This is a genomic window from Streptomyces sp. P9-2 (assembly GCF_051903975.1).
Classification (GTDB): Bacteria; Actinomycetota; Actinomycetes; order Streptomycetales; family Streptomycetaceae; genus Streptomyces; species Streptomyces cellulosae.
The window spans coordinates 4,172,361-4,198,840 of record NZ_CP192633.1; the positions used below are offsets into that span (position 1 = coordinate 4,172,361).

Annotated in this window: 28 protein-coding genes; 15 read left to right on the plus strand and 13 right to left on the minus strand. The window is 73.0% G+C overall.

The features are described from left to right. Nucleotides 1–46 precede the first annotated feature (46 nt). Nucleotides 47–541, minus strand: coding sequence for a Rieske (2Fe-2S) protein (locus tag ACQY0Z_RS19120; RefSeq protein ID WP_189904974.1), 495 nt, complete (start codon nt 539–541; stop codon nt 47–49). Nucleotides 542–742: 201 nt separating this feature from the next. Between ACQY0Z_RS19120 and ACQY0Z_RS19125 the strand changes: the two genes are divergently transcribed. Both ACQY0Z_RS19125 and ACQY0Z_RS19130 read left to right on the plus strand, forming a co-directional pair. Then, nucleotides 743–1,507: a HipA family kinase gene (locus ACQY0Z_RS19125; RefSeq protein ID WP_189904975.1), complete on the plus strand. Its 765-nt coding sequence runs from the start codon at nt 743–745 to the stop codon at nt 1,505–1,507. Further along, nucleotides 1,504–1,887, plus strand: a complete 384-nt coding sequence (locus ACQY0Z_RS19130; RefSeq protein WP_254588316.1) for a DUF3037 domain-containing protein — start codon at nt 1,504–1,506, stop codon at nt 1,885–1,887. The genes ACQY0Z_RS19125 and ACQY0Z_RS19130 overlap by 4 nt, the downstream gene beginning before the upstream one ends. 743 nt (nt 1,888–2,630) lie before the next feature. Here ACQY0Z_RS19130 and ACQY0Z_RS19135 read toward each other — a convergent pair. Beyond that, on the minus strand, nt 2,631–3,197 hold the full coding sequence (locus ACQY0Z_RS19135; protein WP_439812568.1) for an excalibur calcium-binding protein: 567 nt from the start codon (nt 3,195–3,197) through the stop codon (nt 2,631–2,633). A gap of 275 nt (nt 3,198–3,472) precedes the next feature. Here ACQY0Z_RS19135 and fabG point away from each other — a divergent pair, with 275 nt between their 5' ends. From fabG to ACQY0Z_RS19160, 5 genes are all read left to right on the plus strand, one after another. After that, nucleotides 3,473–4,234: a 3-oxoacyl-ACP reductase FabG gene (fabG, locus tag ACQY0Z_RS19140; RefSeq protein ID WP_347225102.1), complete on the plus strand. Its 762-nt coding sequence runs from the start codon at nt 3,473–3,475 to the stop codon at nt 4,232–4,234. A gap of 11 nt (nt 4,235–4,245) precedes the next feature. Further along, nucleotides 4,246–5,004, plus strand: a complete 759-nt coding sequence (locus ACQY0Z_RS19145) for an SDR family oxidoreductase (RefSeq protein WP_189904980.1) — start codon at nt 4,246–4,248, stop codon at nt 5,002–5,004. A 279-nt stretch (nt 5,005–5,283) separates the two neighbouring features. After that, entirely contained in the window at nt 5,284–6,870 is a 1,587-nt protein-coding gene (locus ACQY0Z_RS19150; protein ID WP_254586767.1) for an ABC transporter substrate-binding protein, read from the plus strand. A gap of 91 nt (nt 6,871–6,961) precedes the next feature. Further along, complete coding sequence (gene ung / locus ACQY0Z_RS19155; protein WP_026244003.1) at nt 6,962–7,645, plus strand: uracil-DNA glycosylase; 684 nt, start codon at nt 6,962–6,964, stop codon at nt 7,643–7,645. 154 nt (nt 7,646–7,799) lie between these two features. Next, nucleotides 7,800–8,309 carry a hypothetical protein gene (locus ACQY0Z_RS19160; RefSeq protein WP_189904983.1) on the plus strand — a complete coding sequence of 170 codons (510 nt, stop codon included), beginning with the start codon at nt 7,800–7,802 and terminating at the stop codon, nt 8,307–8,309. A 13-nt stretch (nt 8,310–8,322) separates the two neighbouring features. Here the strand turns inward: ACQY0Z_RS19160 and ACQY0Z_RS19165 are convergent, their stop codons facing one another. Both ACQY0Z_RS19165 and ACQY0Z_RS19170 read right to left on the minus strand, forming a co-directional pair. After that, the gene (locus ACQY0Z_RS19165) at nt 8,323–8,796 is read right to left on the minus strand and encodes a hypothetical protein (RefSeq protein WP_254586780.1); all 474 of its coding nucleotides are present in this window, start codon (nt 8,794–8,796) and stop codon (nt 8,323–8,325) included. Nucleotides 8,797–8,942: 146 nt separating this feature from the next. Next, nucleotides 8,943–9,455: a DinB family protein gene (locus ACQY0Z_RS19170; RefSeq protein WP_189904986.1), complete on the minus strand. Its 513-nt coding sequence runs from the start codon at nt 9,453–9,455 to the stop codon at nt 8,943–8,945. A gap of 118 nt (nt 9,456–9,573) precedes the next feature. Between ACQY0Z_RS19170 and ACQY0Z_RS19175 the strand changes: the two genes are divergently transcribed. Together ACQY0Z_RS19175 and ACQY0Z_RS19180 are read left to right on the plus strand one after the other, a co-directional pair. Continuing rightward, nucleotides 9,574–10,434: a DUF3626 domain-containing protein gene (locus ACQY0Z_RS19175; RefSeq protein WP_347225101.1), complete on the plus strand. Its 861-nt coding sequence runs from the start codon at nt 9,574–9,576 to the stop codon at nt 10,432–10,434. A gap of 332 nt (nt 10,435–10,766) precedes the next feature. Beyond that, the gene (locus ACQY0Z_RS19180; RefSeq protein WP_439812569.1) at nt 10,767–11,672 is read left to right on the plus strand and encodes a Gfo/Idh/MocA family protein; all 906 of its coding nucleotides are present in this window, start codon (nt 10,767–10,769) and stop codon (nt 11,670–11,672) included. Here the strand turns inward: ACQY0Z_RS19180 and lnt are convergent. Beyond that, a complete protein-coding gene (gene lnt, locus ACQY0Z_RS19185; RefSeq protein WP_347225100.1) occupies nt 11,596–13,164 on the minus strand; it encodes an apolipoprotein N-acyltransferase in 1,569 nt (522 codons plus the stop codon). The genes ACQY0Z_RS19180 and lnt overlap by 77 nt on opposite strands. Nucleotides 13,165–13,214: 50 nt before the next feature. Continuing rightward, nucleotides 13,215–13,703 carry a nuclear transport factor 2 family protein gene (locus tag ACQY0Z_RS19190; RefSeq protein WP_254586770.1) on the minus strand — a complete coding sequence of 163 codons (489 nt, stop codon included), beginning with the start codon at nt 13,701–13,703 and terminating at the stop codon, nt 13,215–13,217. A 160-nt stretch (nt 13,704–13,863) separates the two neighbouring features. Here ACQY0Z_RS19190 and ACQY0Z_RS19195 point away from each other — a divergent pair, with 160 nt between their 5' ends. Then, complete coding sequence (locus ACQY0Z_RS19195) at nt 13,864–14,604, plus strand: SDR family NAD(P)-dependent oxidoreductase (protein WP_189904996.1); 741 nt, start codon at nt 13,864–13,866, stop codon at nt 14,602–14,604. Between the two features lie 37 nt (nt 14,605–14,641). Here ACQY0Z_RS19195 and ACQY0Z_RS19200 read toward each other — a convergent pair whose 3' ends face one another. From ACQY0Z_RS19200 to ACQY0Z_RS19210, 3 genes are all read right to left on the minus strand, one after another. After that, nucleotides 14,642–14,821 (minus strand): hypothetical protein, encoded by a 180-nt coding sequence (locus tag ACQY0Z_RS19200; protein WP_063823437.1) that lies wholly within the window; start codon nt 14,819–14,821, stop codon nt 14,642–14,644. A gap of 147 nt (nt 14,822–14,968) precedes the next feature. Next, nucleotides 14,969–15,844 carry an undecaprenyl-diphosphate phosphatase gene (locus ACQY0Z_RS19205; RefSeq protein ID WP_189904999.1) on the minus strand — a complete coding sequence of 292 codons (876 nt, stop codon included), beginning with the start codon at nt 15,842–15,844 and terminating at the stop codon, nt 14,969–14,971. Nucleotides 15,845–16,023: 179 nt separating this feature from the next. Next, nucleotides 16,024–16,494 (minus strand): winged helix-turn-helix transcriptional regulator, encoded by a 471-nt coding sequence (locus ACQY0Z_RS19210; RefSeq protein ID WP_189905001.1) that lies wholly within the window; start codon nt 16,492–16,494, stop codon nt 16,024–16,026. A gap of 138 nt (nt 16,495–16,632) precedes the next feature. Between ACQY0Z_RS19210 and ACQY0Z_RS19215 the strand changes: the two genes are divergently transcribed. Continuing rightward, nucleotides 16,633–17,802 (plus strand): thiolase family protein, encoded by a 1,170-nt coding sequence (locus tag ACQY0Z_RS19215; protein ID WP_439812570.1) that lies wholly within the window; start codon nt 16,633–16,635, stop codon nt 17,800–17,802. A 531-nt stretch (nt 17,803–18,333) separates the two neighbouring features. Here ACQY0Z_RS19215 and ACQY0Z_RS19220 read toward each other — a convergent pair. Continuing rightward, on the minus strand, nt 18,334–19,122 hold the full coding sequence (locus ACQY0Z_RS19220; protein ID WP_189905005.1) for a TVP38/TMEM64 family protein: 789 nt from the start codon (nt 19,120–19,122) through the stop codon (nt 18,334–18,336). Nucleotides 19,123–19,171: 49 nt separating this feature from the next. On the opposite strand from ACQY0Z_RS19220, the gene ACQY0Z_RS19225 reads away from it, so the two are divergent. The 3 genes from ACQY0Z_RS19225 (at nt 19,172) to ACQY0Z_RS19235 (ending at nt 22,267) form a co-directional block, all read left to right on the plus strand. Further along, the gene (locus ACQY0Z_RS19225) at nt 19,172–19,900 is read left to right on the plus strand and encodes a DNA alkylation repair protein (RefSeq protein WP_189905007.1); all 729 of its coding nucleotides are present in this window, start codon (nt 19,172–19,174) and stop codon (nt 19,898–19,900) included. Between the two features lie 300 nt (nt 19,901–20,200). Then, nucleotides 20,201–21,370: an elongation factor Tu gene (tuf, locus tag ACQY0Z_RS19230; RefSeq protein ID WP_254586772.1), complete on the plus strand. Its 1,170-nt coding sequence runs from the start codon at nt 20,201–20,203 to the stop codon at nt 21,368–21,370. 51 nt (nt 21,371–21,421) lie between these two features. Further along, on the plus strand, nt 21,422–22,267 hold the full coding sequence (locus ACQY0Z_RS19235; protein WP_189905011.1) for a fused MFS/spermidine synthase: 846 nt from the start codon (nt 21,422–21,424) through the stop codon (nt 22,265–22,267). A 368-nt stretch (nt 22,268–22,635) separates the two neighbouring features. Here ACQY0Z_RS19235 and ACQY0Z_RS19240 read toward each other — a convergent pair whose 3' ends face one another. The 3 genes from ACQY0Z_RS19240 to ACQY0Z_RS19250 all read right to left on the minus strand — a co-directional run bounded on the left by ACQY0Z_RS19240 (nt 22,636) and on the right by ACQY0Z_RS19250 (nt 25,576). Further along, entirely contained in the window at nt 22,636–23,922 is a 1,287-nt protein-coding gene (locus ACQY0Z_RS19240; RefSeq protein WP_189905013.1) for an MFS transporter, read from the minus strand. A gap of 73 nt (nt 23,923–23,995) precedes the next feature. Then, a complete protein-coding gene (locus tag ACQY0Z_RS19245; protein WP_189905015.1) occupies nt 23,996–25,006 on the minus strand; it encodes a hypothetical protein in 1,011 nt (336 codons plus the stop codon). A gap of 105 nt (nt 25,007–25,111) precedes the next feature. Further along, nucleotides 25,112–25,576 (minus strand): cyclic nucleotide-binding domain-containing protein, encoded by a 465-nt coding sequence (locus ACQY0Z_RS19250; protein WP_189905017.1) that lies wholly within the window; start codon nt 25,574–25,576, stop codon nt 25,112–25,114. 210 nt (nt 25,577–25,786) lie between these two features. Here ACQY0Z_RS19250 and ACQY0Z_RS19255 point away from each other — a divergent pair, with 210 nt between their 5' ends. Then, entirely contained in the window at nt 25,787–26,434 is a 648-nt protein-coding gene (locus tag ACQY0Z_RS19255) for a DedA family protein (protein WP_254586773.1), read from the plus strand. Nucleotides 26,435–26,480: the final 46 nt, after the last annotated feature.

Genomic DNA, 26,480 nt, shown 5'->3' on the forward strand with positions numbered 1-26,480 from the left:
GCGTGTGCCGTGCACGTATTCCCCCATCGTGCACGGGTCCGGCGGTTCAGGCGAGGGTGATGGAGTCGCCGTCGACGGTGATCCGCACCTCCGGCAGCGGCTTGGTCGCGGGACCGCTGCTGACGCTGCCGTCGGTGACGGAGAAGTTGCTGTTGTGGCAAGGGCAGTTGATGAGCCCGTCGGAGACGCTCTTCACCGCGCAGCCCTGGTGGGTGCAGGTCGCGGAGTACGCTTTGAACTCGCCCGCCGACGGCTGCACGACCACCACCTTCTGGTCGGCGAACACCTTGCCGCCGCCCTCGGGGATGTCGGCGGTCGAGGCGAGCGGCGTGCCGCCGGCGGCGTCGCCGCCGGAACTCCCGCCCGTGCCGCCGCCGTTCGCGGCGTCGTCGGCCGCGCCGCCGGACGGTGCCGGGGCGGCGGACGCGTCGTCGTCGGAACCTCCGCACGCGGTGAGCGCCACGGCGAGGCCGGCGGCCCCCGCGGCCGCCACCACCGTGCGGCGGGCGGGTCCCGATGCGGGCTGGAACGATACGGTCATGCCGGTGTGTCCCTTCCGGGGATGAAGCGTGATCTGGAAACAGGTACGGTCGGCGGGCCCGGACCGTTCAGGCAGTGCCGAGAGCTTCGCCTGCGTGCGGTCGGAGGGGCGTAAGCCACAGCTGTCGGTTGCCTGTCGCTCGTCGGCGGCGCGTCGCCGGGCCGCCTCCGACGTGCGGCGACACGCCAGTAGCCTGGGGCGATGCTCAAGGAAGTCATCGCGACCCGATTCATCGCGCCGCTGCGCGAGGGCGGCTCGCTCCCCGGACTGATCGAGGCGGACGACCTCGGCACCTACGCGCTGAAGTTCACCGGCGCCGGACAGGGCCGCAAGACGCTCGTCGCCGAGGTGGTCTGCGGGGAGCTGGCCCGCCGGCTGGGGCTGCGGGTGCCTCGCCTGGTCACCGTCGAGCTCGACCCGGTGCTCGGGCTCGGCGAACCCGACCCGGAGGTGCAGCAGTTGCTGAAGTCCAGCGGCGGCACCAACCTCGGGACGGACTTCCTCTCCGGCGCCCTCGGCTTCGACCCGCTCGCCTTCGAGGTCAGCCCCGAGGAGGCGGGGCGGATCGTCTGGTTCGACGCGCTGGTCAACAACGTCGACCGCTCCTGGCGCAACCCCAACATGCTGCGCCTGCGCGGCGAACTGTGGCTCATCGACCACGGCGCGACCATGATCTGGCACCACAACTGGCCCGGCGCCGAGGCCTCCGCCGCCCGCCCCTACGACGCCTCCGACCACGCGCTGCGGGGGTGCGCGCCGGACGTCGCCGCCGCGGCGGCCGACCTCGCCCCGCGCGTCACCGAGGAGCTGCTCGCCGAGGTCACCGCCCAGGTCCCCGACGTGTGGCTGGCCGGAGAACCCGGCTTCGACAACCCCGACGAGCTCCGGCGCGCCTACGCCCGCCCGCTGCTCGCCCGCGTCGCCGGCATCCACGACCGCATCGAGGGCCTCGAGGGGGACCGGTGAGCGACCTGCACGTCTACGAGTACGCGGTGCTGCACGTCGTGCCGCGCATCGAACGCGGCGAACGCATCAACGCGGGGGTGCTGGTGTACTGCCGGCCCCTCTCCTACGTCGGCGCCCGCACCCACCTCGACGAGGGGCGCCTGCTCGCCCTCGACCCCGCCGCCGACGTCCCCGGCGTACGGGCCGCCCTGCGTGCCGTCGAGGGCGTCTGCGCGGGCGGCGACGCGGCGGGCCAGGCGGCCCACGACGACCCCGGCCGCCGCTTCCGCTGGCTGATCGCCCCCCGCTCGACGATCGTCCAGCCGGGCCCGGTCCACACGGGGCTTACGGCGAACCCGGGTGCGGAGACGGAGCGGCTGCTGGACCTGCTGGTCCGGTAGGGGCGGGGTCGCTGCGGGGTCGCTGCGCCGGCGGGGGCCGGAAGGCGTGCCTTTCGGGCGGTGCCGCCCGGTTCCCCGAAGGCGGGCGGCCCGCCGGCCCCGGAGCCCGCTGCTGTCGCGGGCGGTCAGTGGGCTGCCGCGGGCGCGTCGGATGCGCCGGCGCGCTGGGCGCGGCCGCTGTTGCACCGGAGAGCGAGGCGCCGCGCGGTCGCGCTCTGCCGGGGACGCGCTGTCGTCGGCGGCAGATGGCATCCCCGGCGGGCTGTACGCGTGGGTGTGATGCCCGGACGGCTTCGGAGTGGCGTGTTCGCGCCCTGCTCCAGGAGCTGGCATTGCCGCCGACGGGCGTCGTTGCTCAGGCGGCCGGGTCGCGCTGCCTGGGCGGCTGTGAGGCCGTGTGGCTGAGCCCGGCTCGAAAGCCGGTGTTGCCGAGGGCAGGCGCCGCTGCACGAAGGCTGGGCCGCGGTGCGGAGGGGTGACTCCGGGGCCGCGCGTTCGCGCTGTGCTCCGGAGCTGACGGGTCACCGACGGCAGGCGTCTCGCCCGACGAGTACCCGCTGTGGCCGCGCCCGGGCGGCTCCGACGCCGCGCGTTCGCGCCCCGCCCAGGCAGCCGGTGACGCCATCGGCTCGAGAGGGCCTGGGACACCGCACCGGCCGCCGGAGTGCCGATACCGGTCGGCCTCGACGCCGCGCACGGCGCGGGCATTGCGTCGGGGCGGCCCGAAGTGCCGCGCCCCGCCTTCAGCTGCGCCGGCGCCGGATCACCCATCCCGTGGCCAGCAGCGCGCCGCCGGCGAACGTCGCGCCGATGCCGAGGTCCCAGTTCGTCGGGCCGTCCGTCGAGGCGCCGCCCAGGCCGCCCTGGACGCCGCGCGTCGGCGTGGGGGCGGCGGAGGTGGGCGCCGGGGACGCCGTCGCGGTGGCCGTGGGTGTGGCGGTCCTCGTCGGCGTCACCGTTCGCGTCGGTGTGACCGTCCGCGTCGGCGTCGCCGTGGGCCGGGTCGGTGAGGCCGTGGCGGTAGGCGTGCGGGTCGGTGTCGGCGTCGGCGGGCGGGTGGTCGGGGCCGGGCGGAACGTCGAGGACGTCAGGCCGCGGCGCGGGAGCGCCTCGCAGGCGATGCCGTCGTCCGGGCCCGGGTCCTCGTCGAGGCGGTGCGGATCACTGCGGTCCATGTCGAAGAAGGTCTGCGCGTCCTCCTGGTAGGTGAAGTCGGCGCAGTCCAGGTCCTGGGCGTGGGCGATGTCGGCCATCGGCACGATCGCGGCGAGCGCGATCAACGTGCCTATGGCACCGGTGCGACGGCGCATCGGGCGCCTCCTTTCCGGCCGCGGGAGCTCGCGCTTCGACGCTAGGTTCCGCCCGCCCCGACGGCGCGCAGCGCTGGGCCGATCGGGTACCGGGGAGGCGAACGGGACCCCGGACGGGCCCACCCCGCCGCGGGGAATGGATCACACACGCGCGGTGCGCCGTTGACACCGGGTGCCAGGGCTTCTAGCGTCACGTCTGCTGAAGGTACTAAGCGGTCGCTCACCGATTCGAGCCGGCCGCAGGAGCCGCATCCCAAGGGCGAGGAGAAGCAGCAATGTCCACCACTGAGCAGCGGGTCGCGGTCGTCACCGGCGCCGCGCGCGGCATCGGCGCCGCCACCGCCGTACGACTGGCCGCCGAGGGCCGCGCGGTCGCCGTGCTGGACCTCGACGAGGCCGCCTGCAAGGACACCGTCGAGAAGATCACCGCCGCCGGCGGCAAGGCGATCGCGGTCGGCTGCGACGTCTCCGACGAGGCGCAGGTCGAGGCGGCCGTCGCGCGCGTCGCCGAGGAACTCGGCGCGCCGACGATCCTGGTCAACAACGCGGGCGTCCTGCGCGACAACCTGCTGTTCAAGATGAGCGTCTCCGACTGGGACACCGTCATGAACGTGCACCTGCGCGGCGCCTTCCTGATGTCGAAGGCCTGTCAGAAGCACATGGTGGACGCCGGCTTCGGCCGCATCGTCAACCTGTCGTCCTCCTCCGCGCTCGGCAACCGCGGCCAGGTCAACTACTCCGCCGCCAAGGCCGGTCTCCAGGGCTTCACCAAGACCCTCGCCAAGGAGCTCGGCAAGTTCGGCGTCACCGCCAACGCCGTCGCCCCCGGCTTCATCGCCACCGAGATGACCAAGACCACCGCCGACCGCGTCGGCATGGGCTTCGAGGACTTCAAGGCCGCCGCCGCCACCCAGATCCCCGTCGCCCGCGTCGGCGAGCCGGAGGACGTCGCCAACGCCATCGCCTTCTTCACCGCGGACGCGGCAGGCTTCGTCTCCGGCCAGGTGCTGTACGTGGCCGGCGGACCGCTCGACTAAAGGACCTGGACATGACGACAGTGGAACCCACCGGCAAGGTCGCCCTGATCACGGGCGCCAGCCGCGGCATCGGCTACGGCGTCGCGGAGGCGCTGGTCGCCCGCGGCGACCGGGTCTGCATCACCGGACGCAACGAGGACGCCCTGAAGGAGGCCGTGGAGCAGCTCGGCGCCGACCGGGCGATCTACGTGGCCGGCAAGGCGCACGACGAGGCCCACCAGGCGCTCGCCGTCGAGCGTGTCATGGAGGCCTTCGGCCGGGTCGACCACCTGGTCAACAACGCGGGCACCAACCCGGTGTTCGGCCCCGTCGCCGACCTCGACCTGAACGTGGCGCGCAAGGTCTTCGAGACCAACGTGATCTCGGCGCTGGGCTTCGCCCAGAAGACCTGGCACGCCTGGCAGAAGGACAACGGCGGCACGATCGTCAACATCGCCTCCGTCGCGGGCGTCGCCCCCTCGCCCTTCATCGCCGCGTACGGCGTCAGCAAGGCCGCGCTGATCAACCTCACCCAGCAGCTGGCGCACGAGTTCGCGCCGAAGGTGCGGGTCAACTCCATCTCCCCGGCCGTGGTGAAGACCAAGTTCGCCCAGGCGCTGTACGAGGGCCGGGAGGAGGAGGCCGCCGCGTCCTACCCGCTCGGCCGGCTCGGCGTGCCGTCCGACATCGGCGGCGCGACCGCGTTCCTCACCTCGGAGCAGTCGGCCTGGGTCACCGGCCAGAACCTGGTCGTCGACGGCGGCATCTTCCTCAACGCCGGCGTCGGCTGACCCGTACATCCGGATGCGCGGGCGTACGCCCGGATCGGTGCGCCCGCCTTCGTACGCCCGGATCCGCGCACCACGCGTGCGCACCGGTCACCACCGCCCCGTCCGCCACGGACGCCGTTGACGAAAACGGCGTCCGTGGCGGCGATGTGGGCACGAAACGCCCCTGACAACGTAGTCATCCGCCAGTTGATCTCACGGCCCGTTCCCAGGAGGGTCAGCCGGTGTGTCACTGCGGTATCGTTCGCCGACCCTTGGTATGGCAGATCGAGGAGCGTGCGCGTGTTCAACCGGAATCGATGCCTGCGGCGGGTGGCGGCCATCGCGTCCATATCGTCCCTGCTGACCGGATGCGGAGTTCTGTCGTCCGACAGCCCTGAGGACGAGGGCCCCATCGTCGTGGGAACCACCAGCTCGCCGAGCACGCTGGATCCTGCCGCGTCCTGGGACAGCTCCTGGGAGCTGTTCCGCAACATCTACCAGACACTGCTGAGTTACCCGATCGGCGCGACGACCCCGCAGCCGGACGCGGCGGAGAACTGCGAGTTCTCCGACACCTCCAACCAGGTGTTCCGCTGCGAGCTGCGCGAGGGCCTCACCTTCTCCGACGGCGGCACACTGGACGCGAAGGCGGTCAAGCACTCGATCGACCGCATCCGACAGATCAACGTCAACGGCGGTCCCGCCGGTCTGCTGGGCAGCCTCGAGCGGGTCCAGGCGCCCAGCGAGCGCGAGGTGGTCTTCTACCTCAACAAGCCCGATGCCACCTTCCCGTTCGTGCTCGCGACCCCCGCGATGTCGATCGTCGACCCCGACTCCTACCCCGCCGGAGCGCTCCGCGAGGACAAGAGCGTCGTCGGATCGGGCCCGTACACCCTCCAGTCGTACGAGGAGGGCAAGGAGGCCCGGCTGGTTCGCAACGACAAGTACAAGGGGTACGCCGAGCGGAAGAACGACGCGGTCACCATCCGCTACTACCAGGACTCCGGCGAGATGGTCCAGGCGCTGCGCGACAAGCGCATCGACCTCACCTACCGCGGTCTGGCCGCCGGCGACATCGTCGAGCTGCAGGGCAGGACCTCCAAGGAGGAGGAGATCCAGCTCATCGACGGCACCGGCACCGACATCAACTACCTGGTGTTCAACCCGAAGGACCCGTGGGCCGGCAAGAAGGCCGTGCGCCAGGCCATCGCGCAGCTCGTCGACCGCGCCGCCATCGCGCACAAGGTCTACAAGGACACCGTCGACCCGCTGTACTCGATGGTCCCCAAAGGCCTGACCGGACACACCACCGGCTTCTTCGACGACTTCGGCGAGCCCGACGCCGGCAAGGCCGAGGAGATCCTCCGCGACGCCGGCATCACCGAGAAGGTGCCGCTCACCCTCTGGTACACCTCGGACCGCTACGGCTCCGAGACCGCCCTGGAGTTCAAGGAGCTCGAGCGGCAGCTGGAGACGTCCGGGCTGTTCGACGTCACGCTGAAGAGCCGCCCCTGGAAGACCTACGTCGAGGGCTACCAGAAGGGCGAGTACCCGGTGTTCGGCCGCGGCTGGTTCCCCGACTTCCCGGACGCCGACAACTTCATCGCCCCGTTCGTCGGCAAGCAGAACGCGCTCGGCACGCCGTACGAGAACAAGAAGATCGTCAACGACCTGCTGCCCAGCTCCCGCCGCGAGAGCGACCGGGGCAACGTGGTGAAGCAGTTCGAGGAGGCCCAGCAGCTCCTCGTGAACGACGCGCGGCTGCTCCCGCTGTGGCAGGGCCGGCAGTACGTGGCGGCGAGCCGGGAGATCTCGGGCGCCGAACGCGCCCTGGACCCCTCCACGATCATGATGATGTGGCAGCTCTACCGGAAGACGAGCTGGTAGAGCGCGCGGACAGCCGGCCGCGAGGCCGGCTGTCAGTGGTCGCCGGTAGGTTCGGAGAACCGGAAACGACCAAGTGAGCAAGGGAATCGACGTGACCGACATCGCCATGCTGCCCGAGTCCTGGCGCGGGGTTCTGGGTGACGAGCTGCAGCAGCCCTACTTCAAGGAGCTGACCGAGTTCGTCGAGGAGGAGCGGGCGCGCGGTCCCGTCTACCCGCCCCGCGAGGAGGTCTTCGCGGCCCTGGAGGCGACGCCGTACGACGAGGTGAAGGTCCTGGTGCTCGGCCAGGACCCGTACCACGGGGAGGGCCAGGGGCACGGGCTGTGCTTCTCCGTCCGGCCCGGGGTGAAGATCCCGCCGTCCCTGCGGAACATCTACAAGGAGCTGCACGCCGACCTGGGCACGCCCGTCCCGGACAACGGCTATCTGATGCCGTGGGCCCGGCAGGGCGTGCTGCTGCTCAACGCGGTGCTGACGGTCCGCGCGGGCGAGGCCAACTCGCACAAGGGGCGGGGCTGGGAGCTGTTCACCGACGCGGTGATCCGCGCGGTGGCGAACCGTCCCGACCCGGCGGTCTTCGTGCTGTGGGGCAACTACGCGCAGAAGAAGCTGCCGCTGATCGACGAGAGCCGGCACGTGGTGGTGAAGGGGGCGCACCCCTCGCCGCTGTCCGCGAAGAAGTTCTTCGGCTCGCGGCCGTTCTCGCAGATCGACGAGGCGGTGGCGGCGCAGGGGCACCAGCCGATCGACTGGACCATCCCGAACCTGGGCTGATCCGCCCCGGCCGGTGACACCGGGGTACCGCGCCTTCGCACCCGACCGCACCCCGTATGTCGCGGGGGCGGCCTGCCTGTCCGGAATCGTCCCCGTCTGCGGTTAGCGTCGGGGACGACGGCGGGCGACAGCGGGTGACGGTGCGGAGGACGCGGTGACGGAGCGACAGGAACAGGCGGCGCCGGACGCCCTGCTCACCCGGATCGGCCAGGTCGTGATGCTGCACCACGCGGGGGACCGGGAGGAGGCCCGGCACCGCTTCCTCGGCCTGTGGGCGGAGATCGGCGAGCACGGCGACCCGCTGCACCGCTGCACCCTCGCCCACTACCTCGCCGACACCCAGGACGACCCCGAGGACGAACTGGCCTGGGACCTGCGGGCGCTCACGGCGGCCGAGGAGGCCGGCGGCACCCCGGCCCACGACAACGCCCCGGCGGCGCGTGCCCTGTACCCGTCGCTGCATCTCAATCTGGCCGCCGACTATGTCCGCCTCGGCCGCCCCGACGCCGCCCGCGCCCATCTGGACCGGGCCCGGGGCGCCGCCCGCACCCTCGCCGACGACCGCTACGGCGAGGGCGTACGGGCCGCGATCCGACGGCTGGAGGCGCGGCTGGGGGAGGACGGGATGCCGCCCGGGGGACAGGGACCGCCCCGGCAGAGGTGAGGCGGGGCGCGGCTCAGCGGCCGTAGGTGTCCCGGCAGATGCGCGCCTGCGGGCTGTCCGCCGGCCAGCCTCCGTACTCCCTGCCCAGAGCGCAGACGTCCGAGCCGCCGGAGGTGCCCCCGGGCAGGGACCCGCCGCCGCCCGGGAGCTGGGCCGGCGGACGCGGCGCCGGGGCGCGCCGGGTCGGCTGCGACCGCTCAGGGCCGCGGGGCTGCTGAATGCGCGGCGCCTGCCCGTTGCGCGCGTCGGAGGGCACGTCCCTCTTCGGCGGCTCGGTCTTCGGGGTGGGCCGCTTCGACGGCGACGCCTCGGGGGAGTCGGCCGGAACCCGCTGCAGGGCCTCGCGGGCCGGGGCCTGCACGACCGGCGAGGCGTCGCGCCCCGCCGCCTCGTGCCCGGCACCCGGCGGCGGCGCGGTCGCCGGGCCCGGTGCGAGGGGACGCTGGACCGTCACACAGCCCGAGAGGGCGGCGACCGCCACGGTCACCAGAAGCGTTGCTGTGGTCGTCGTTCGCTGCACCCCCGCCACTTTGCTGGCTCGGCCCGCCGGCCGGTGGACGGACAGGCACGACGGTCCCCCGCACGGGTGATGTCCGCCCACCTTCGAGGGCCCCGCCGGTGCGGCGGGTGACGTCACTCGCCGGTGGCGCCGTCGATCGCCTCCCGGATCAGGTCCGCGTGTCCGTTGTGCCGTGCGTACTCCTCGATCATGTGCGTGTGGATCCAGCGCAGGGAGCACGGCTCGGCGTGCGAGTGATGCCGGTTCCGGGAGCGCTCGTCGAGGGAGTGGCCGGCCGCGTTGCGCCGGGCGGCCGCGATCTCCGCCTGCCAGGTCTCGTAGGCGTCCTTCCAGGTGTCCGCCTCGCCGGGGTGGAACTCCCCGTCCGGGTCGTGCTCCCCGAAGTAGATCGGCGGCGCGTCCTCACCGGCGAACACCCGCCGGAACCAGGAGCGTTCCACCTCCGCCATGTGCCGCACCAGCCCCATCAGCGACAACGCCGACGGAGCCACGGAGGCGGCCCGCAACTGCTCGTCGCTCAGCCCCTCGCACTTCCAGGCGAGCGTCGCGCGATGGTAGTCGAGCCACCCTTCGAGCATGGTCCGTTCGTCGGCGTTCTGCGGGGGTTCACTGCGCTGGGTCGTCATCCGGGCATCCTTTCCTGCTGACGTGGGGGTCACACCAGGGGGTGTACGGTGCCGCTGTGTCGCGGGGGCGCCGAAATCCGCGTGCGTGGGCCGCCTCGCCCCGAGGACACTGCGGCGCATGAGCCGTGGCATCCTCCGGGCATCGCAGGAACGGGCCCTCGCGCATGTGGCCCGGCTGTCGTCCGGCCCGCCCCTGAACCGGGACCTGCGGGTGACCCTCAATTTCCATCCCGACCGCGTCTCCCGGGGCAGGCCGATCCTCCGCTCCCTCGCCGACAGCGGTGTCTACGTCTCGCAGTTCGTCACCGGGACCGGCAACGGCGGCCTGACCGCCTACCCGGGCGGCGACCGGTGGCGGTGGGAGAGCAGGCTCTTCGGCGGCGCCTACGACCAGGCGCCCGCGTCCGAGCGGCCCGTCTACGGCGCCCTCGACCACCGGCGCCGTCCGGTCGGCGCGGCACCGCGGTTCGGCTCCTCCCACTTCCGGCTCACCGCGGCGGCCCTGGAACGGACCACGTTCTGCTACCCGGACAGCTGTCTCGACCCCTCGGACTTCGGCACCGCCGAGCACATGGCGCTCGTCGAACTCGCGCTCGCCGACCGGCGGGACGCCCTGGACGACTGCGTGGAGGCGCATGTGCACGGCCCGGTGCGTCTCGACCGGGACGTCGAGGCCCTGGTCCTCGACCCCTGCTACCGGGGCACGGACGTCGAGGACGCCGCCCGTCGGCTGTCCTGCCCCGTGGAATGGCACCCCGGATTCACGCTGACCGTCGAGGAGTTGCGTCGGCACCCCGGCTACCGGGGCCCGGAAACCGTGGAACTGGGCACGGAGATCGCCGTCGCCGGGGTGCTCGATCCACGCGTGGTCGGAGAGGCGGCCGCGACGGGACGGCACGACCCGCAGGCGGTCAAGAAGGTGTGGCACTGCCTGGCGCGCTTCGGAGCGCCGGCTCCGTCCCCGGCATCCCCTCGCTGATCTCCCGCAGGTCCCTGCGGATGTCCGGGACCGACGGGATCTCGGAGTGGTACGGGCCCGCCAGGCAGGAGAAGAGGGGGCCGGCCGTTTCCCGCCGTGCGGTGCGGGCGGCCCGCCTCAACCTGATGACCGGCCGCGTCGGCCTCGCCGTACGGGACGCCGCGCCGGCCGTGCTGTCGAAGGCGGCGCCGTCGCTGTTCCTGCGCGGGTTCCGACGGGGTCGCCGACCGGCGGCCGCCGGGGAGGCCCTCCGGTGCGGACCTGGACGGCTCCGGGGCACCCCGTATGCTCGCTGCGGACCACGGCAGGCGAGGACCAGAGGAGAACACACCGTGAAGGTCGGCTGCATCGGGCTCGGCGACATCGCGCAGAAGGCCTATCTTCCGGTGCTCGCCGTCCAGCTCGGCGTGGAGCTGCATCTGCAGACCCGCACCCCGGCCACCCTGGCCCAGGTCGGCGACTTTCTCCATCTGCCGGCCGCGCAGCGCCACGCCGACCTCGACGCACTGATCGCCGCCGGCCTCGACGCGGCCTTCGTGCACGCCCCGACCGACGTCCACCCGCAGATCGTGACCCGGCTGCTCGAGGCGGGCGTGCCGACGTACGTCGACAAGCCGCTCGCCTACGAACTCGCCGACTCCGAGCGGCTGGTGGCGCTCGCCGAAGAGCGCGGCGTCAGCCTCGCCGTCGGCTTCAACCGCCGCTACGCCCCCGGCTACGCGCAGTGCGCCGACCATCCGCGCGAGCTGATCATCATGCAGAAGAACCGGGTCGGGCTGCCCGAGGAACCGCGCCGGATGATCCTCGACGACTTCATCCACGTCGTGGACACCCTGCGCTTCCTGGTGCCCGGCCAGGTCGACGACGTGACCGTCCGCGCCCGCGCCGAGGACGGGCTGCTGCACCACGTGGTGCTCCAGCTCGCCGGCGACGGCTTCACCGCCCTCGGCGTGATGAACCGGCTCAGCGGTTCCACGGAGGAGATCCTCGAGGTGTCCGGCCAGGACACCAAGCGCCAGGTGGTCAACCTCGCCGAGGTGATCGACCACAAGGGCCAGCCGACCGTGCGGCGGCGCGGCGACTGGGTGCCGGTGTCCCGGCAGCGCGGCATCGAGCAGGTGACGCTCGCCTTCCTGGACGCGGTGCGCGCCGGGAAGACGCTCAGCGCCCGTGACGCACTGGCGACCCATGAGCTGTGCGAACGGGTGGTCCGAGCGGTCGACGAACGCCTCGCCTAGACCGCACCAGCTCCACCACCCCGTAGACCGCGAGGACGACGAGCGCCGCCTGCGGGGGCCAGTCGCCGAACCGCACGTACAGTGTGGTGCCCCGGGCCAGCGGCACGTCGTACACGTGCGCGGCCGAGGCGTCCGTGCCGAGCCACGGGCCGATCCGCCCGCCGCCCGCGCCGTACACGGCGGACACCCCGGTCAGGGTCGCGTGCACCATCGGGCGGCCGGTCTCGGCGGCGCGCAGCGCGGCCAGCGAGGCGTGCTGCCCGGGCGCCCAGCTCTGCTGGAACGTCGACGTGGACGACTGCGCGAGCAGCACGCCCGCGCCGTCCTGCACGAGATGGCGGCTCATGTCGGGGAACGCCGTCTCGAAGCACACCATCGGACCGATCCGCAGACCGTCGCCCACGTCCATCACGACCTGCTCGGAGCCGCGCCTGCGGTCCTCGCCGGCCGCCTTGCCGACGGACGTCGCCCAGCCCAGCAGCGAGCGGGCCGGGATGTACTCCCCGAAAGGCACCAGCCGCATCTTGTCGTACCGGTCACCGGTCGGGCCGTCCGGGCCGATCAGAACCGAGCTCTTGTAGATGCCGGGCTTGTCCGAGCGCCGCGCGTCCACGTTGACCAGGATCTCCGCGTCCGTCGCCCGGGACAGCGCGGCCAGCCGCCGGGCCAGGTCGGGGCGGTCGCCCAGGTCGAAGCCGACACTGCTCTCGCCCCAGACGACCAGGTCGACGCCCTGTCCGGCCAGCTCACGGGTCAGCCGCTCCTCGCGGTCGAAGCGGCGGTCGGCGCTGTCCGGGCCCGCGACGACCCCCGGCTGCACGAGCGCGATGCGTGTCCGCTCCCCGGTCTGCTCCGGGCGCGGCGCCCCCGCCCACGCGGCCGACCCCGCGGCGGCCACGGCCACCAGCCCCGCCACCGCCGGCACCCGCGCCCGGCGTATCGCGACCAGCACGGCCACCGCGACGTTCAGTGCCACCACCAGGAAGCTCGGCAGCCACACCCCGCCCACCGACGCCAGCCGCAGCGCCGCCTCCACCCGCCACTGGCTCGCGCCCAGCACTCCCCACGGCCCGCCGAGCCCCTGCCAGGAGCGGATCAGCTCGATCGCCAGCCAGCCCGACGGCACCACCAGCAGCGCGGCCGCCACCCGGCGCGCGGACGGCGAGCCGCCCAGCGTCCGGCGCACCAGCCACCCCCACGGCGCCCACAGCGCGCCCAGCAGCGCGGCGATGACGAACGTGAACACGTGCAGGCTGGGCAGCAGCCAGTGGTGCATGGCGAGCATGAACCCGAACGCGCCCCACCAGCCGTCGAACGCGGCCCGGCGCCCGGTCGGCGCGGAGCGGATCAGCAGCAGCCAGGGGACCAGGGCGACGTAGGCGATCCACCACAGGTTCGGGGCGGGGAACGCCAGGACGGGCAGCGCGCCCGCGACCGCGGCGACGACCGAGCGGCGCCATGGGGAGGCGAGGTGGTGGCCGAGATTGCTCATGGGCGCCTCCCTACCCCGTGATGGCTCCAGTGTGCGTCCCGGACGCGGGTTCAGTCGATCACACCGTCCGGCCGTCCGCCGGTCGGGCGCCGCCACCTCTCCCGTACGACGACCCGGCTCAGCCGCCAGCCGTCGGGCGTGCGCAGCGCGGTGAACACGCACCGGCCGCCGCTCAGCAGATCGAGCACGGCGGCTCCGTCCCCCTCCCCGTCGCCCCGGGAGGCGGGGCTGACGTAGTCGGTCCGCACCTCGGCCGTGTCGCCGGTGTCCCGCTCCCACGTCCCGAGGCGTATCCGCCGGTTGACGAAGAGGTGCTGCCGCACGGGGTACTCCGCACACCGCTCGGCCAGCCATCCGGCGACCGTCCCGGCGTCCCCCTCGATGCCGCCGGCGGCGCGGTAGTCCGCCCGGCCGTCCGGGGTGAACAGCCGCCGGTACGCCGCCCAGTCGCCGTCGTCCACGGCCACCGCGTAGTCGGTGACGAGCCCGTCCAGGTCCAGCCGGTCCCGTACGGTCGCGAGCTCCACACGCTGCGTCATCGGCTCAGTGTTGACCATGCGGGGAGCGCAGCCAAGGGGCGTGCGCGGACATTCCCCGGTCCGCGGACTTCTCCCCGGCCCGCGGACCCGGGCGCGAGGCCGGCGGGGGCGTCTGCGAGTCTGGGGATCTTCGTACCGCGTTCTGCGCCAGGAGGTATCCATGAAGCGTCTGGTCACGGTGGTCACCGGGGGGAGCCGGGGCATCGGCGCCGCGACCTGCCGTCGGCTGGCGGCCGAGGGGCACGACGTGGCGGTGAACTACGTCCGGGACGCCGACGCCGCCGAGAAGGTGGCCGAGGATGTGCGGGCCGCGGGGGCGCGGGCGGTGACCGTGCGGGCGGACACCTCCGTCGAGGCCGACGTGGAGCGGCTGTTCGAGGTGACGGAGCGCGAACTCGGGCCACTGACGGGGCTGGTGAACAACGCGGCGGTGACCGGGCCGCTCGGTCCTTTCACCGAGGTGAGCACGGACACCCTGCGGCGGGTCGTCGACGTCAACGTCACCGGCACGCTGCTGTGCGCGCGGCGGGCCGCCCAGTTGATGACGCCGCGCGGCGCGGGTGTGATCGTGAACATCTCCTCCGGCGCCGCCACCCTGGGCAGCCCCGGCGAGTACGTGCACTACGCGGCGACCAAGGCGGCCGTGGACGCGCTGACGATGGGGCTGTCGAAGGAACTCGGCCCGGCCGGTGTGCGCGTCAACGCGGTCGCCCCGGGTCTGATCGACACGGAGATGCACGCCGCGATGGGGGCGCCGGACCGGGTCCGTGAGATGGCCGGGACCATTCCGCTCCGGCGGGCGGGACAGGCGGAGGAGATCGCCGCGGCGGTCGCCTGGCTGATGTCGCCGGAGGCCTCGTACACCACGGGGACGGTGCTGAGGGTCGCGGGCGGACGCTGAAAGAACAACTGAAAGGAACCGCGGTCCGGCGCGGGCGTCAGGCCGCCTCGACGACCCGCCCGCGGATCGCGGCCGCCCACTCGACGACCAGCATCTCGTACTCCTCACGCTCCTGGGCGGACAGGGAGCCGCCCGCCCGCAGCCACAGGGCGCGGATCTGCTCGTTCACCTCGGCGGCGGACCGCACGGAACCAGGGGGCGTTAAATCGGGGGACATGCGGACAAGCCTAGGGCCATGGACTGACGGTGCGCTACCGGACGGCTACGGGACCCGTATGGGTTCGGTCACGTGCCGCGGACACGTCCCGGGCGTACGTTCACCTGCAGAACCGTTTCCGCATGCCCGGCCCGCCCCTGCGGGCGATCAGCCCGCCGACTCCGCCGCGTGCGGGCTGAGCGCGCCCGTGGCGACCAGGGCGATGATCACGATGCCGAGCGCGATCCGGTACCAGACGAACGGCATGAAGCTCTTGGTCGAGATGAACTTCATGAACCACGCGATCACCGCGTACCCGGTGGCGAACGCGATCACCGTGGCGAAGAGCGTCGGGCCCCAGGAGACGTGCCCGCCGTCCGCCGCGTCCTTCAGCTCGAACAGGCCGGACGCCAGCACGGCGGGAATCGCGAGCAGGAACGAGTAACGGGCCGCCGCCTCACGCCGGTAGCCCATGAACAGGCCGCCGCTGATGGTGGCCCCGGAGCGGGAGACGCCCGGGATCAGGGCCAGCGCCTGGCACACGCCGTAGATCAGGCCGTCCCGGACCGTCAGGTCGCCCAGCTCCTTGCGGGGCGCGGCCACCCGGTGCCGGCCGCCGCTCTCCGCGCGCGCCGCGAGCCGGTCGGCGACGCCCAGGACGACGCCCATGCCGATCAGCATCGCCGCCGTCAGCCGCAGATCGCGGAACGGGCCCTCGATCTGGTCCTTGAGCGTCACCCCGAGCACGCCGATCGGGATCGAGCCGACGATGACCAGCCAGCCCATGCGGGCGTCCTGGTCCCGGCGCATCTCCCTGTCGGTGAGCGAGCGGGACCACGCGGACAGGATGCGTCCGATGTCCTTGCGGAAGTAGATCAGCACCGCGGCCTCCGTGCCGATCTGCGTGATCGCGGTGAAGGCGGCGCCGGGGTCCTCCCAGCCGGAGAAGGCCGCGGTCAGCCGCAGATGCGCGCTGGAGGAGACGGGCAGGAACTCGGTCAGACCCTGGACGAGGCCGAGGATCAGGGATTCGAACCAAGACATGGGGCAGCGGGGTCCAAGTGCCGATCGCGGAAAGGTCGAAGGGCCCACCCCCACCGCCGGCTGCGGTGCTGTCGATCATCGGACGTGCGATCTTCGGGCGTGCCGGAGGCGAACTGTAGCGCCCGGAGATGAAGTCCCGGCGAAGGTGCGGTGACCCGCCGCGTCCGTACGGGTGACGCTCAGGCCGCCGCCGGGCCACCCACCGTCCAGCCCGGCACCCGCGGGTGCGCGGTCAGCTCCCGGTGCTTCGCCTCCTCGCCGCAGGCCCGGCAGGTGACGACCGGCACGAACTCGTGGCCGCAGTGATGCTCCAGCACCATCGGCGTGCCGCTGTCCGCCCGCAGATGCCGGTCGCCCCACTCCTTCAGGGTCCACAGCACGGGCTCCAGTTCGAGACCCGCCTCGGTGGGCCGGTACTCGAAGCGCTGCGGGCGCTCGCTGTACGGGCGCTTGGTGAGGATCCCGGCGTCGACCAGCCGGCGCAGCCGCGTGGCCAGGATGTCGCGCGGCGCGCCGATGTTGCGCACGAGCTGGTCGAAGCGGCCGTTGCCGAGGCACACCTCGCGCAGCACGAGCAGGGAGTACTTCTCGCCGACGAGGGCGAGCGTGTCGGCGATCGAGCAGGGGCGCGGATCTTTGGAGACGGCCATGGGATCAGTTTACGGGCATGACCGGAAGTGGGTTTGAGTTTCCAACGTACAGGGTTATGGTGAGTTCGGATTTCCTACTCACCGGTAGCCCATCCCGGGTGACCGTCCTGAACCGGTCCGGCCAAGGAGGCCCGCACCATGCGTGACGCAGTCATCGTGGAAGCCGTGCGCACACCCGTCGGCAAGGGCAAGCCCAACGGCGCCCTCGCCCACGTCCACCCCGTCGAACTGCTCGCCCACACCCTGCGCACCCTCGTCGAACGCTCCGGCGTGGACCCGGAGCTGATCGACGACGTCATCGGCGGCACCGTCGACCAGGTCGGCGAGCAGGCCATGAACACCACCCGCTACGCCGCCCTCTCCGCCGGACTCCCCGAGTCCGTGCCCGCCACGACCGTCGACCGCCAGTGCGGCTCCTCCCAGCAGGCGGTGCACTTCGCCGCCCAGGGCGTCATCTCCGGCGCGTACGACATCGCCGTCGCCTGCGGGGTCGAGTCCATGAGCCGGGTTCCGATGTGGTCCAACGTGCCCGAGGGCAAGGACCCGTTCGGTCCCGGCATCGCCGCGCGCTACCCGGAGGGGCTCGTCCCGCAGGGCATCAGCGCCGAGCTCATCGCCGCCAAGTGGTCCATCGGCCGCGGGCAGATGGACGCCTTCGCGGTGTCCTCGCACCGCAAGGCCGCCGCGGCCTGGGACGCGGGGCTGTTCGACGCGGAGGTCGCGCCGCTGGAGGGCGTCACGCGCGACGAGTGCGTGCGACCTGACACCAGCACCGAGGTCCTGGCCGGGCTCAGGCCCGCCTACCACGACCCGGTCTTCGCCGAGCGCTTCCCGCAGATCGAGTGGAACGTCACCGCGGGCAACGCCAGCCCCGTCAACGACGGCGCCTCCGCCGTCCTCGTCATGGCGGGGGAGACGGCCGCGAAGCTCGGCCTGCGCCCCCTCGCCCGGCTGCACAGCTTCGCCGTCACCGGCTCCGACCCGCTGCTGATGCTCACGGGTGTCGTCCCGGCCACCGAGAAGGTGCTGCGCCGGGCCGGGATCCCCCTCGGCGACATCGACCTCTTCGAGGTCAACGAGGCGTTCTCCAGCGTGGTCCTCGCCTGGCAGCAGGAGACCGGCGCCGACCTCGCCAAAGTCAACGTCCACGGCGGTGCCATCGCCCTCGGCCACCCGCTCGGCGCGAGCGGCACCCGCCTGACGACCACCCTGGTCCACGCCATGCGGGAACGCGGTGCGCGCTATGCGTTGCAGACCATGTGCGAGGCGGGCGGGCTCGCCAACGCGATGATCCTGGAGCGGGTCTGACGGGACCCCGTCGCGGGCGGGGTGGTCGGTGCGGCGGGTGATCCCCGTCGCGCCACGCCCTCGGGACGGGCGTGGTGATCGGTCGCGCACGCCCTGGGGACGGGCGTGGTGATCGGTCGCGCACGCCCTCGGGACGGGCACGGTGATCGGTCGCGCACGCCCTCGGGACGGGCACGGTGATCGATCGCGCCACGTCGCGGAGCGGGCTGACGGACGCTGCGGCCCGCTGCCGCCAGGGGCGGGGACGGCGGACGGGTCCGCCGTGCCGCAGCCCCGGGGCGGGCAGGGCGAGCGCTCGTCCGGACACGGCTCCGGGTCGGGCCGCGCTCCGTCCCGCCACGGTCGGGGTGGATGTGACGGGCCGTCCGTCGGGCCGCGGCCCCGAGACGGCTGTGACGGGCGCGCTGAGGCGTGCCGGCGTGGGCCGCGGGCGAGATGGCGGGCCGTCCGTCGTGCCACGGCAACGGGGCGGTCACGGCGGGCGGGCTGTCGTAGCGCGAGCCGGAGTGGGTCCGGGGTGTGCCTGGCCCGCTATCTGGCGCGCAGCCGGTTCCGCTTGCGCCACGCCACCACCGCGCCCGCCAGACCCGGCAGGGCGATGCAGGCCAGTGCGATCAGGAAGGCCGGGGACGTCGGGGTGGAGGCGCGGGCGCCCGCCACCACGTAGGCGGCGGTGTTCGGGATCGAGCCGAGCGCCGTCGCCAGCAGGAACGGCAGCAGGCCCATACGGGAGACCGAGGCGCAGTAGTTGGCGGCGGCGAACGGGATCCCGGGGAACAGCCGCGCCGCCAGCATCGACCGGAAACCGTGCCGGCTGAGCTGGTTGTCCGCGGCCTTCAGCCAGCGCCCGCGCAGCAGCGGCCGCAGCGCCTCCTGGCCGAGCACCCGGCCCAGGCAGAACGCCAGACCGGCGCCCAGCACCGTCCCGCCCAGCGCCGCGACCAGACCGAACTGTGAGCCGAACAGCGCCCCCGCGGCCAGGTTCAGCAGCGGACGCGGCACGAACGCCACCGTGCACGCCCCGTACGCCACCGCGTAGGCGACGACGCCCAGGACGCCGCCGAGCCGGGCCGGCAGGCCGTCGGTCAGCAGCTGCTGCGGCTCCAGCACCACCATGACCGCCGCCGCCGAGGCGAGCAGCACGACCAGCAGCGACAGCCGGGACCACGGCGACAGCAGGACTCTCACGCACCGGCCGGCGAGACCGGGAGCGGGCGCGAGAACGGGAGCGGCCGTGGGGACGGCGACCGCTAGGTCGGACGAGCCGGCCCGGGGACGGGCCGTGGCGGTGCCCCCAGAGCGGTTGGTGGCATCGAGCATCCGGTGACACTAACCGACATATGTGCGAGATCGCCGTAGTGTTCGTCTCATGCGCGTCACAGAGGACCGTCCGGCGCCGCCGCGGGTGCCGGACAGCACGCCGGCCGACACGGTGCTGGAACGGCTCGTCGCCGCGTACGCGTCCGCCGCCGACCCCGTCGCGGCCGACGCCATGCGGGCGTACATGAAGGACGTCGCGCCCTTCCTGGGCCTGAAGACACCGGTGCGCCGCGCCCTGTCCCGCACCGTCGAGGCCGGACTGCCCCGCCCGACCGAGGCCGACTGCACGGCGGTCGCGCTGCGCTGCTGGGAGCTGCCCGAGCGCGAGTACCACTACTTCGCCGTCGACTACCTGCGCCGGCACGTACGACGGTGCTCCTCCGGCTTCCTGCCCGTGACCCGGCACCTCGTCACCACCGTGCCCTGGTGGGACACCGTCGACCTGCTCGCCGCGCACGTCGTCGGGGCGCTCGTCGCAGCCGACCCCGCGCTCACCGCCGAGATGGACCGGTGGAGCGCCGACGACGACATGTGGCTCGTGCGCACCGCGTTGCTCCACCAGCTCCGCCACAAGGAACGCACCGACAGCGACCGGCTCTTCGACTACTGCCTGCGCCAGTCGGGACACCCCGACTTCTTCGTCCGCAAGGCCATCGGCTGGGCCCTGCGCGAGTACGCCAAGACCGACCCGGACGCGGTACGGGATCTCCTCGCGCGCGAGGGCGACCGGTTCGCGCCGCTGTCGGTGCGGGAGGCGCTGAAGAACATCGGGGCATGAACCTCGCGGGGTGAGCGGGGAAAATCGTTCGACGCCGGGCGCGGGGTCGGCGAGGATCGTCCTCATGTTCCGGTACGCCTTCCCTCTCGCAGCATCCGCCGTCGCGGATGCCCCGAAGGCTGCCGTCACCGTTCTCGTCGCCGCAGTCGACGGCGCCCGAAGCTGACCCTCCCCGGATCGCCCGGCGGACCCCGCAGGGGGAGGGTCGGGCAGGTTCCTGGGGGTCCCCGTCCCGGCCGCGCCGATCCGCCGCGCCCGGGGCCTGACGCGTCATCACCTGAGAGGCTTCCAGGTACCGCCATGTCCAAGACGGCGTACATCCGCACCAAACCGCACCTCAACATCGGCACGATGGGCCACGTCGACCACGGCAAGACCACCCTGACCGCCGCCATCACCAAGGTCCTCGCCGAGCGGGGCGGCGGCGCCTTCGTGCCGTTCGACCGCATCGACCGGGCCCCGGAGGAGGCCGCCCGCGGCATCACCATCAACATCGCGCACGTCGAGTACGAGACCGACACCCGGCACTACGCGCACGTCGACATGCCCGGCCACGCCGACTACGTGAAGAACATGGTCACCGGCGCCGCCCAGCTCGACGGGGCCATCCTCGTCGTCTCCGCGCTGGACGGGATCATGCCGCAGACCGCCGAGCACGTGCTGCTCGCCCGGCAGGTCGGCGTCGACCACATCGTCGTCGCCCTCAACAAGGCCGACGCGGGCGACGAGGAGCTGACCGACCTGGTCGAGCTGGAGGTCCGCGAACTGCTCACCGCGCACGGCTACGGCGGTGACGCGGCGCCCGTCGTCCGGGTGTCCGGACTCAAGGCGCTGGAGGGCGACCCGCGGTGGACCGCGTCCGTCGAGGCGCTGCTCGACGCGGTCGACACCTATGTGCCCGTGCCGGAGCGGTATCTGGACGCGCCGTTCCTGCTGCCGGTGGAGAACGTGCTCACCATCACCGGCCGCGGCACCGTCGTCACCGGCGCGGTGGAGCGGGGCACGGTCCGGGTCGGCGACAAGGTGCAGGTCCTCGGCGCGGACACCGAGACCGTGGTGACCGGCCTGGAGACCTTCGGCAAGCCCATGGAGGAGGCGCAGGCCGGGGACAACGTGGCGCTGCTGCTGCGCGGGGTGCCGCGCGACGCGGTCCGGCGCGGGCACGTGGTGGCCGCGCCGGGCAGCGTGACGCCCAGCCGGCGGTTCACGGCGCGGCTGTACGTGCTGTCCGCCCGCGAGGGCGGCCGGACGACACCGCTGTCGACCGGCTACCGGCCGCAGTTCTACATCCGCACCGCGGACGTCGTCGGGAACGTCGACCTCGGCGGGGCGGGGGTGGCGCGGCCCGGGGACACGGTGACCGTCACCGTGGAGCTGGGGCGCGACGTGCCGCTCGAGCCGGGGCTCGGTTTCGCCGTCCGCGAGGGCGGGCGGACGGTGGGGGCCGGGACGGTGACGGAGGTCGTGTGAGCCTCCGTCGCTGATGCGGGTGGGCCGGCGGCGCGGCGGCACAATGGGACGGTGAACGAGCCGATCCCCGTGTCCCGCGCCGTCGACCACGGCACCGCCAAGCTGATGCCCGACGTCGACCGGGAACGGGCCTGGCTGCTGACCGTCGACGGCGCCCCGCAGTCGTACGTCGACCTGGACGAGCCGACGCATCTGGAGTTCGAGTACGCGCGGCGGCTGGGGCATGTGCTGGATGTCGTCGGGGAGCCGGGGGTTCCGCTGGACGCGGTGCATCTCGGGGGCGGGGCGATGACGTTGCCCCGGTATCTGGCCGCCACCCGGCCGGGGTCGCGTCAGGTCGTGGTGGAGGCCGATGCGGGGCTGGCGGCGCTGGTCGCCGAGGTTCTGCCGTTGCCGGCGGGGGCCGGTGCCGCCGTGCGCACGGTGGACGCGCGGGCGTGGCTGGAGGCTGCGCCCGACGGCAGCGCGGACGTCGTCGTGGGGGATGTCTTCGGGGGGTCGCAGGTGCCGGCGCATCTGACCACCGTCGGGTACGTCGACGAGGTCGCGCGGGTGCTGCGGAGCGGCGGCGTGTACCTCGCCAATCTGGCGGACGCGGCGCCGTTCGCGTTCCTGCGGTCGCAGGTGGCGACGGTGGGGACGCGGTTCGCGGAGATCGCGGTGATCGCCGAGCCGGGGGTGTTGCGGGGGCGGCGGTTCGGGAACGTGGTTCTGGCGGCGTCGGACCGGGCTCTGGATCTCCCCACGTTGACCCGCGCGGTCGCGGGGGATCCGTTTCCGGCGCGGGTGGAGTGTGGGGAGGCGCTGCGGCGGTGGGTGGGGGAGGCGCGGCCGGTGTCTGAGGTGACGGCTGTGCCGTCACCCCTGCCGCCTTCGGGGGCGTTCGCGGTCGGTTGAGGGTGAGGGGCGACCGCGGCGCCGTCGTGGTTGCTCGCGCAGTTCCCCACGCCCCTTTTGGGGTGACGGTGTTGCCCTTCAAGGGCGCGAGGAACTGCGCTCAGCCCCCACTGGGCGGCGGTGACGTCGACTGCGGGTCCGTCGTGGCCGTTCGCGCAGTTCCCCGCGCTCCCAGGGAGTCCGGTGGGCGGCGGTGTTGTCGGCTGCGGGTCCGTCGTGGTGGTTCGCGCAGTTCCCCGCGCCCCTGAGGGTGATGGTGGCGCCGCGCCCCTCATGGGTCTCCGGAATCCCGGGCCATGGAAGGCGACGTGAGGACCGCACACCTAGGGGCGCGGGGAACTGCGCGACCAGCCCCCACCGGCCCGCAGCTACCCGACAGCCGTACCGTCCCCGACCTGCTCCTCCGCACCCTTCACAGCGCCCGTGACCTCTTTCGTACGCCGGCGCAGGTTCCGCACGTCCGGGACCGTCAGGACCGCCGCCGTCACCACGACCACCAGCGCCGCGCAGCCCCACAACGCCTCCGGCCGCCCGAACGCCGTCTCCGCCGGCCCGGCGAGGGCCATCGCCGCCGGGACCAGGGCGACCGACCCGAACCAGTCGTACGCGCACACCCGCGACAGCTTCTCCTCCGGTATCTCCTGGTGCAGCGCGGTCATCCAGGAGACGCCGAACACCTCCACCGACAACCCCGTCAGGAACATCACCGCGCACAGCACCGCCACCGGCACGGGCACCGCGAGCGCCGCGGAGGGCAGGGCGAGTGGGAACACGCACAGGGTGCCGACCAGCAACAGCCGCCGCGGCTGCCACCGCGTCATCAGCAGCGCGCCCGAAACCGTGCCGCCGCCGAAGAAGGCCAGCGCGATGCCCCAGGGCGCCGCCCCGCCCAGGTGGTCGCGGGCGACGAGCGGACCGTAGACCGCGTCGGCCGCGCCGACGACCGCGTTGGCGATGGAGAACTGCACGACGATGCCCCACAGCCAGGGCCGCCCGGTGAACTCCCGCCACCCGTCCCGCAGATCCGCGAGCATCCCCCCGCCCGGCTCGCGCGGCGGTATGTGCTTCACGTCGAGGAACGCCCGCAGCACCGCCGCGACCGCGAAGGCCGCCGCGTCCGCCGCCAGCACCCAGCCGGGCCCGATCGCGGCGACCATCGCCCCGCCGAGGGCGGCGCCGCCCAGGGTCGCCCCGTGCATCGCCATCCGGAACACCGCGAACGCGCGGCCCGCCTGCTCGCCGTCGACGGAGGACAGCAGCATCCCCTCGGCGGCGGGGTTGAAGAACGCCTGCCCGGCGCCGCCGAGCCCGCTGAGCAGCATCATCTGCCACAACTGCGGCTCGCCCGCGAGGACCAGCGCGGCGAACGCGGCCTGCGAGCCGCAGTTCAGGACGTTGGCCGCGACCATCACCCGGTGTCGCGGCAGCCGGTCGGCGACCGCGCCGCCGATCAGCAGGAACAGCACGAGCGGCAAGGTGCGGGCGGCGGCCACCAGGCCCACGTCCCCGCCGTCGCCACCCGCGCCCAGCACGGCGAACGCGGAGGCGATCAGCGCACCGTGGCTGCCCAGATTGGTCACCACGGCGGAGGCGGTCAGCAGCGTGTAGTTGCGGCCGGCCCAGGCGGGACGGCGGCGCTCGGCGGAGGTCGGCACCTGGTGACTATCGCCGGGAGAAGGCCGACTTGCCAAATGGGTTCCGGGCCCGCTCACCTGCGGGCCCGGACCGTCACGACTCCGTCGGAGGTTCCTCGGTCAGCCGCACCGTGCTGAGGATCTTCTGCACGGTCGCCTCGGGAATCTCGTCCTTCACGCCCGCCGCGCCGAACAGGTTCCAGGTGACGAAGTCGCCCGCGCCGTTCTTGAACCCGAACGTGATCGCCTTGCCCTCGCTGTCGCACTTCCCCTTCTGCGGCGTGCCCTCCGAGTGCGCCGTGGCCACGTGCCCGCTGATGCCGGACTTCGTGGTGTACGGCTTCGGCGCGTCGAACTTCACGCTCTTCTTGTCGGGCTGCGTGTAACCGCCGAAGATCCACCACGGCACGCGGGTCTCGGCCGCCTCCTTGGTGTCCTTCGCGCCGTTCTCACCGCGGGTGCCGGCGGTGACCAGCGCGGTGTCCTCGGTGCGGCCGTCCTTGTTCTCGTCGTCGGTGCACCACTTGGACTTCAGATACGCGGGAGCGGTGACGGTGGTGCGGCCCATCTCACCGTCCTTCTCCTCCCATTCGAAGCCCACGGAGGTGCCCGGCGACTCGATCTCCCAGTCGGCAGGGACGTCGAACTTGGTGCCGAAGCGGGTGTTCACGACGACCTGCCAGCCAGGGATCGTCGCCTTCTCGCCCTCACCGCCGCGCGGGTTGCCCCCCGAGCTCGACGGGGTCGGATCTGCGGAGGCATCCTTGGACGCGGTCGCGGACGGCTTGGCGGGCTCCTTGCCGTCCGCCTCGTCGTCCTTGTCACCGCCGAGCACCAGGAAGCCGGTCACGCCCGCGGCCACGACCACCGCCGTCGCCGCGATGATCGCCACCAACTTCGTACGGTTCCCGTTACCGCCGCCGCCACCCGGCTGCGGCATGCCGACAGTGGTGGGCTCGCCCCACTGCGGCTGCTGCTGGTACGGGTTCGGCTGCTGGTAGCCGGGTTGCTGGTACGGATTCGGCTGCTGGTACCCCGGCTGCTGGTACGGATTGTTCGACTGCGGGTTCTGCTCGCCCCCGGGCGGCTGCTGTCCTGGCCACATGGGCAGCCACCCTAGCCGCGCCCCGACACGATTCGGTCACTGCCCTTTGACGGGGACGTAGCAACCGCCGCCCGCGGAGAACCGGTACGGCGCGGGCGGCCTCCCTCACACGGCCGCGCCGGCGCCGTACGGACCGAACAGGTCGAGCAGCCGGACCCGGGCCGAGTGCAGCCGGTGGGCCACCACCTCACCCACCCAGCGGGTCACCTCACGGCCCAGCTCCGGGTCCCCGTCGCACAGCGCGAGGACGGACGCGGCGTCGAACTCGTACGCCCGCACCGGGGTGGCCGCCTCGGCGCCCAGGTGCCAGACGTGCGGACGGAACAGCCACGACCAGCCGACCAGCTCGTTGTGCCCGAGTCGCTCGATGACCACCGGACGGCGGCCCGGCACCCGCATGTCCAGCTCCACGGTGCCGGTCCTGATCACCAAGAACCGGTCCGCCCGGCCGCCCTCCTCGAACAGCCGGGTCCCTTGCGGGAAGGACACCTCGCGCGCGGCGGCCAAGAGCCGCTCCCGGTGCTCTGCGGGCAGGGCACGGGGCAGGCTGGGGGACGGGGGAGCGAACATGGCGGGCCTCCCGGTCGCGAGGTGCGGGACTTCGTCTCCTCCCAGACTCGCTCCGGTGCGCCCCGGCCCGCATGGGCCGACCGGCCCCGGCGGCACGGCATACGGCCCTGAACGGACGGCTTCCCCCGACCCGGTAGGCTTCCCGACCGTGCCCCGGTAGCGGGCGCACACGCACGGACACACGGCATCGGCGGACCGGAGGAAGAGGCGTTGCACGTCCAGGAATGGCTCGAGACCGTACCCGCGGTCGCCGTGTACGCGCTGGTGGGGATCGTCATCGGCCTCGAGAGCCTGGGCATCCCGCTGCCCGGCGAGATCATCCTGGTCTCCTCGGCGCTGCTGGCCTCCCAGCACGGCGACATCGACCCGGTGATCCTCGGCGCGTGCGCCACCGCCGGCGCGATCATCGGCGACTCGATCGGCTACGCGATCGGGCGCAAGGGGGGTCGCCCGCTGCTGGCGTGGCTGGGCGCGAAGTTCCCCCGCCACTTCGGCGAGGCCCACATCGCGACCGCCGAGCGATCCTTCCAGAAGTGGGGCATGTGGGCGGTCTTCTTCGGCCGCTTCGTCGCCCTGCTGCGGATCTTCGCGGGCCCGCTGGCGGGTGTGCTGCGGATGCCGTACTGGAAGTTCCTGATCGCCAACGTGCTGGGCGGCATCGTGTGGGCGGGCGGTACGACGGCGGTCATCTACTACGTGGGGATCGTCGCGGAGTCCTGGCTGAAGAGGTTCTCCTGGCTGGGGCTGGTGGCGGCCGTGCTGATCGGGGTGACGTCGATGCTGGTGCTGAAGCGGAAGGCGAAGAAGACGGCGGCGGCCGCGGAATCCACGCCCACACCGGCGCCGGTGGCCGACTGACCCTCGGCGGTGGGCCGGTCGCGCAGTTCCCCACGCCCCTGGGTCG

Bases quoted from the DNA above. Each gene is read 5' to 3' on its own strand.
- ACQY0Z_RS19210 (WP_189905001.1), bottom strand. From the start codon at position 16,494: ATGGCCGTCTCCAAAGATCCGCGCCCCTGCTCGATCGCCGACACGCTC.
- ACQY0Z_RS19225 (WP_189905007.1), top strand. From the start codon at position 19,172: ATGCGCGTCACAGAGGACCGTCCGGCGCCGCCGCGGGTGCCGGACAGC.
- ACQY0Z_RS19190 (WP_254586770.1), bottom strand. From the start codon at position 13,703: ATGACGCAGCGTGTGGAGCTCGCGACCGTACGGGACCGGCTGGACCTG.
- ACQY0Z_RS19215 (WP_439812570.1), top strand. From the start codon at position 16,633: ATGCGTGACGCAGTCATCGTGGAAGCCGTGCGCACACCCGTCGGCAAG.
- ACQY0Z_RS19145 (WP_189904980.1), top strand. From the start codon at position 4,246: ATGACGACAGTGGAACCCACCGGCAAGGTCGCCCTGATCACGGGCGCC.
- ACQY0Z_RS19245 (WP_189905015.1), bottom strand. From the start codon at position 25,006: ATGTGGCCAGGACAGCAGCCGCCCGGGGGCGAGCAGAACCCGCAGTCG.
- ACQY0Z_RS19135 (WP_439812568.1), bottom strand. From the start codon at position 3,197: ATGCGCCGTCGCACCGGTGCCATAGGCACGTTGATCGCGCTCGCCGCG.
- ACQY0Z_RS19205 (WP_189904999.1), bottom strand. From the start codon at position 15,844: ATGTCTTGGTTCGAATCCCTGATCCTCGGCCTCGTCCAGGGTCTGACC.
- ACQY0Z_RS19250 (WP_189905017.1), bottom strand. From the start codon at position 25,576: ATGTTCGCTCCCCCGTCCCCCAGCCTGCCCCGTGCCCTGCCCGCAGAG.
- ACQY0Z_RS19125 (WP_189904975.1), top strand. From the start codon at position 743: ATGCTCAAGGAAGTCATCGCGACCCGATTCATCGCGCCGCTGCGCGAG.
- ACQY0Z_RS19220 (WP_189905005.1), bottom strand. From the start codon at position 19,122: ATGCTCGATGCCACCAACCGCTCTGGGGGCACCGCCACGGCCCGTCCC.
- ACQY0Z_RS19170 (WP_189904986.1), bottom strand. From the start codon at position 9,455: ATGACGACCCAGCGCAGTGAACCCCCGCAGAACGCCGACGAACGGACC.
- ACQY0Z_RS19195 (WP_189904996.1), top strand. From the start codon at position 13,864: ATGAAGCGTCTGGTCACGGTGGTCACCGGGGGGAGCCGGGGCATCGGC.
- ACQY0Z_RS19120 (WP_189904974.1), bottom strand. From the start codon at position 541: ATGACCGTATCGTTCCAGCCCGCATCGGGACCCGCCCGCCGCACGGTG.
- lnt (WP_347225100.1), bottom strand. From the start codon at position 13,164: ATGAGCAATCTCGGCCACCACCTCGCCTCCCCATGGCGCCGCTCGGTC.
- ACQY0Z_RS19175 (WP_347225101.1), top strand. From the start codon at position 9,574: ATGAGCCGTGGCATCCTCCGGGCATCGCAGGAACGGGCCCTCGCGCAT.
- tuf (WP_254586772.1), top strand. From the start codon at position 20,201: ATGTCCAAGACGGCGTACATCCGCACCAAACCGCACCTCAACATCGGC.
- ACQY0Z_RS19200 (WP_063823437.1), bottom strand. From the start codon at position 14,821: ATGTCCCCCGATTTAACGCCCCCTGGTTCCGTGCGGTCCGCCGCCGAG.
- fabG (WP_347225102.1), top strand. From the start codon at position 3,473: ATGTCCACCACTGAGCAGCGGGTCGCGGTCGTCACCGGCGCCGCGCGC.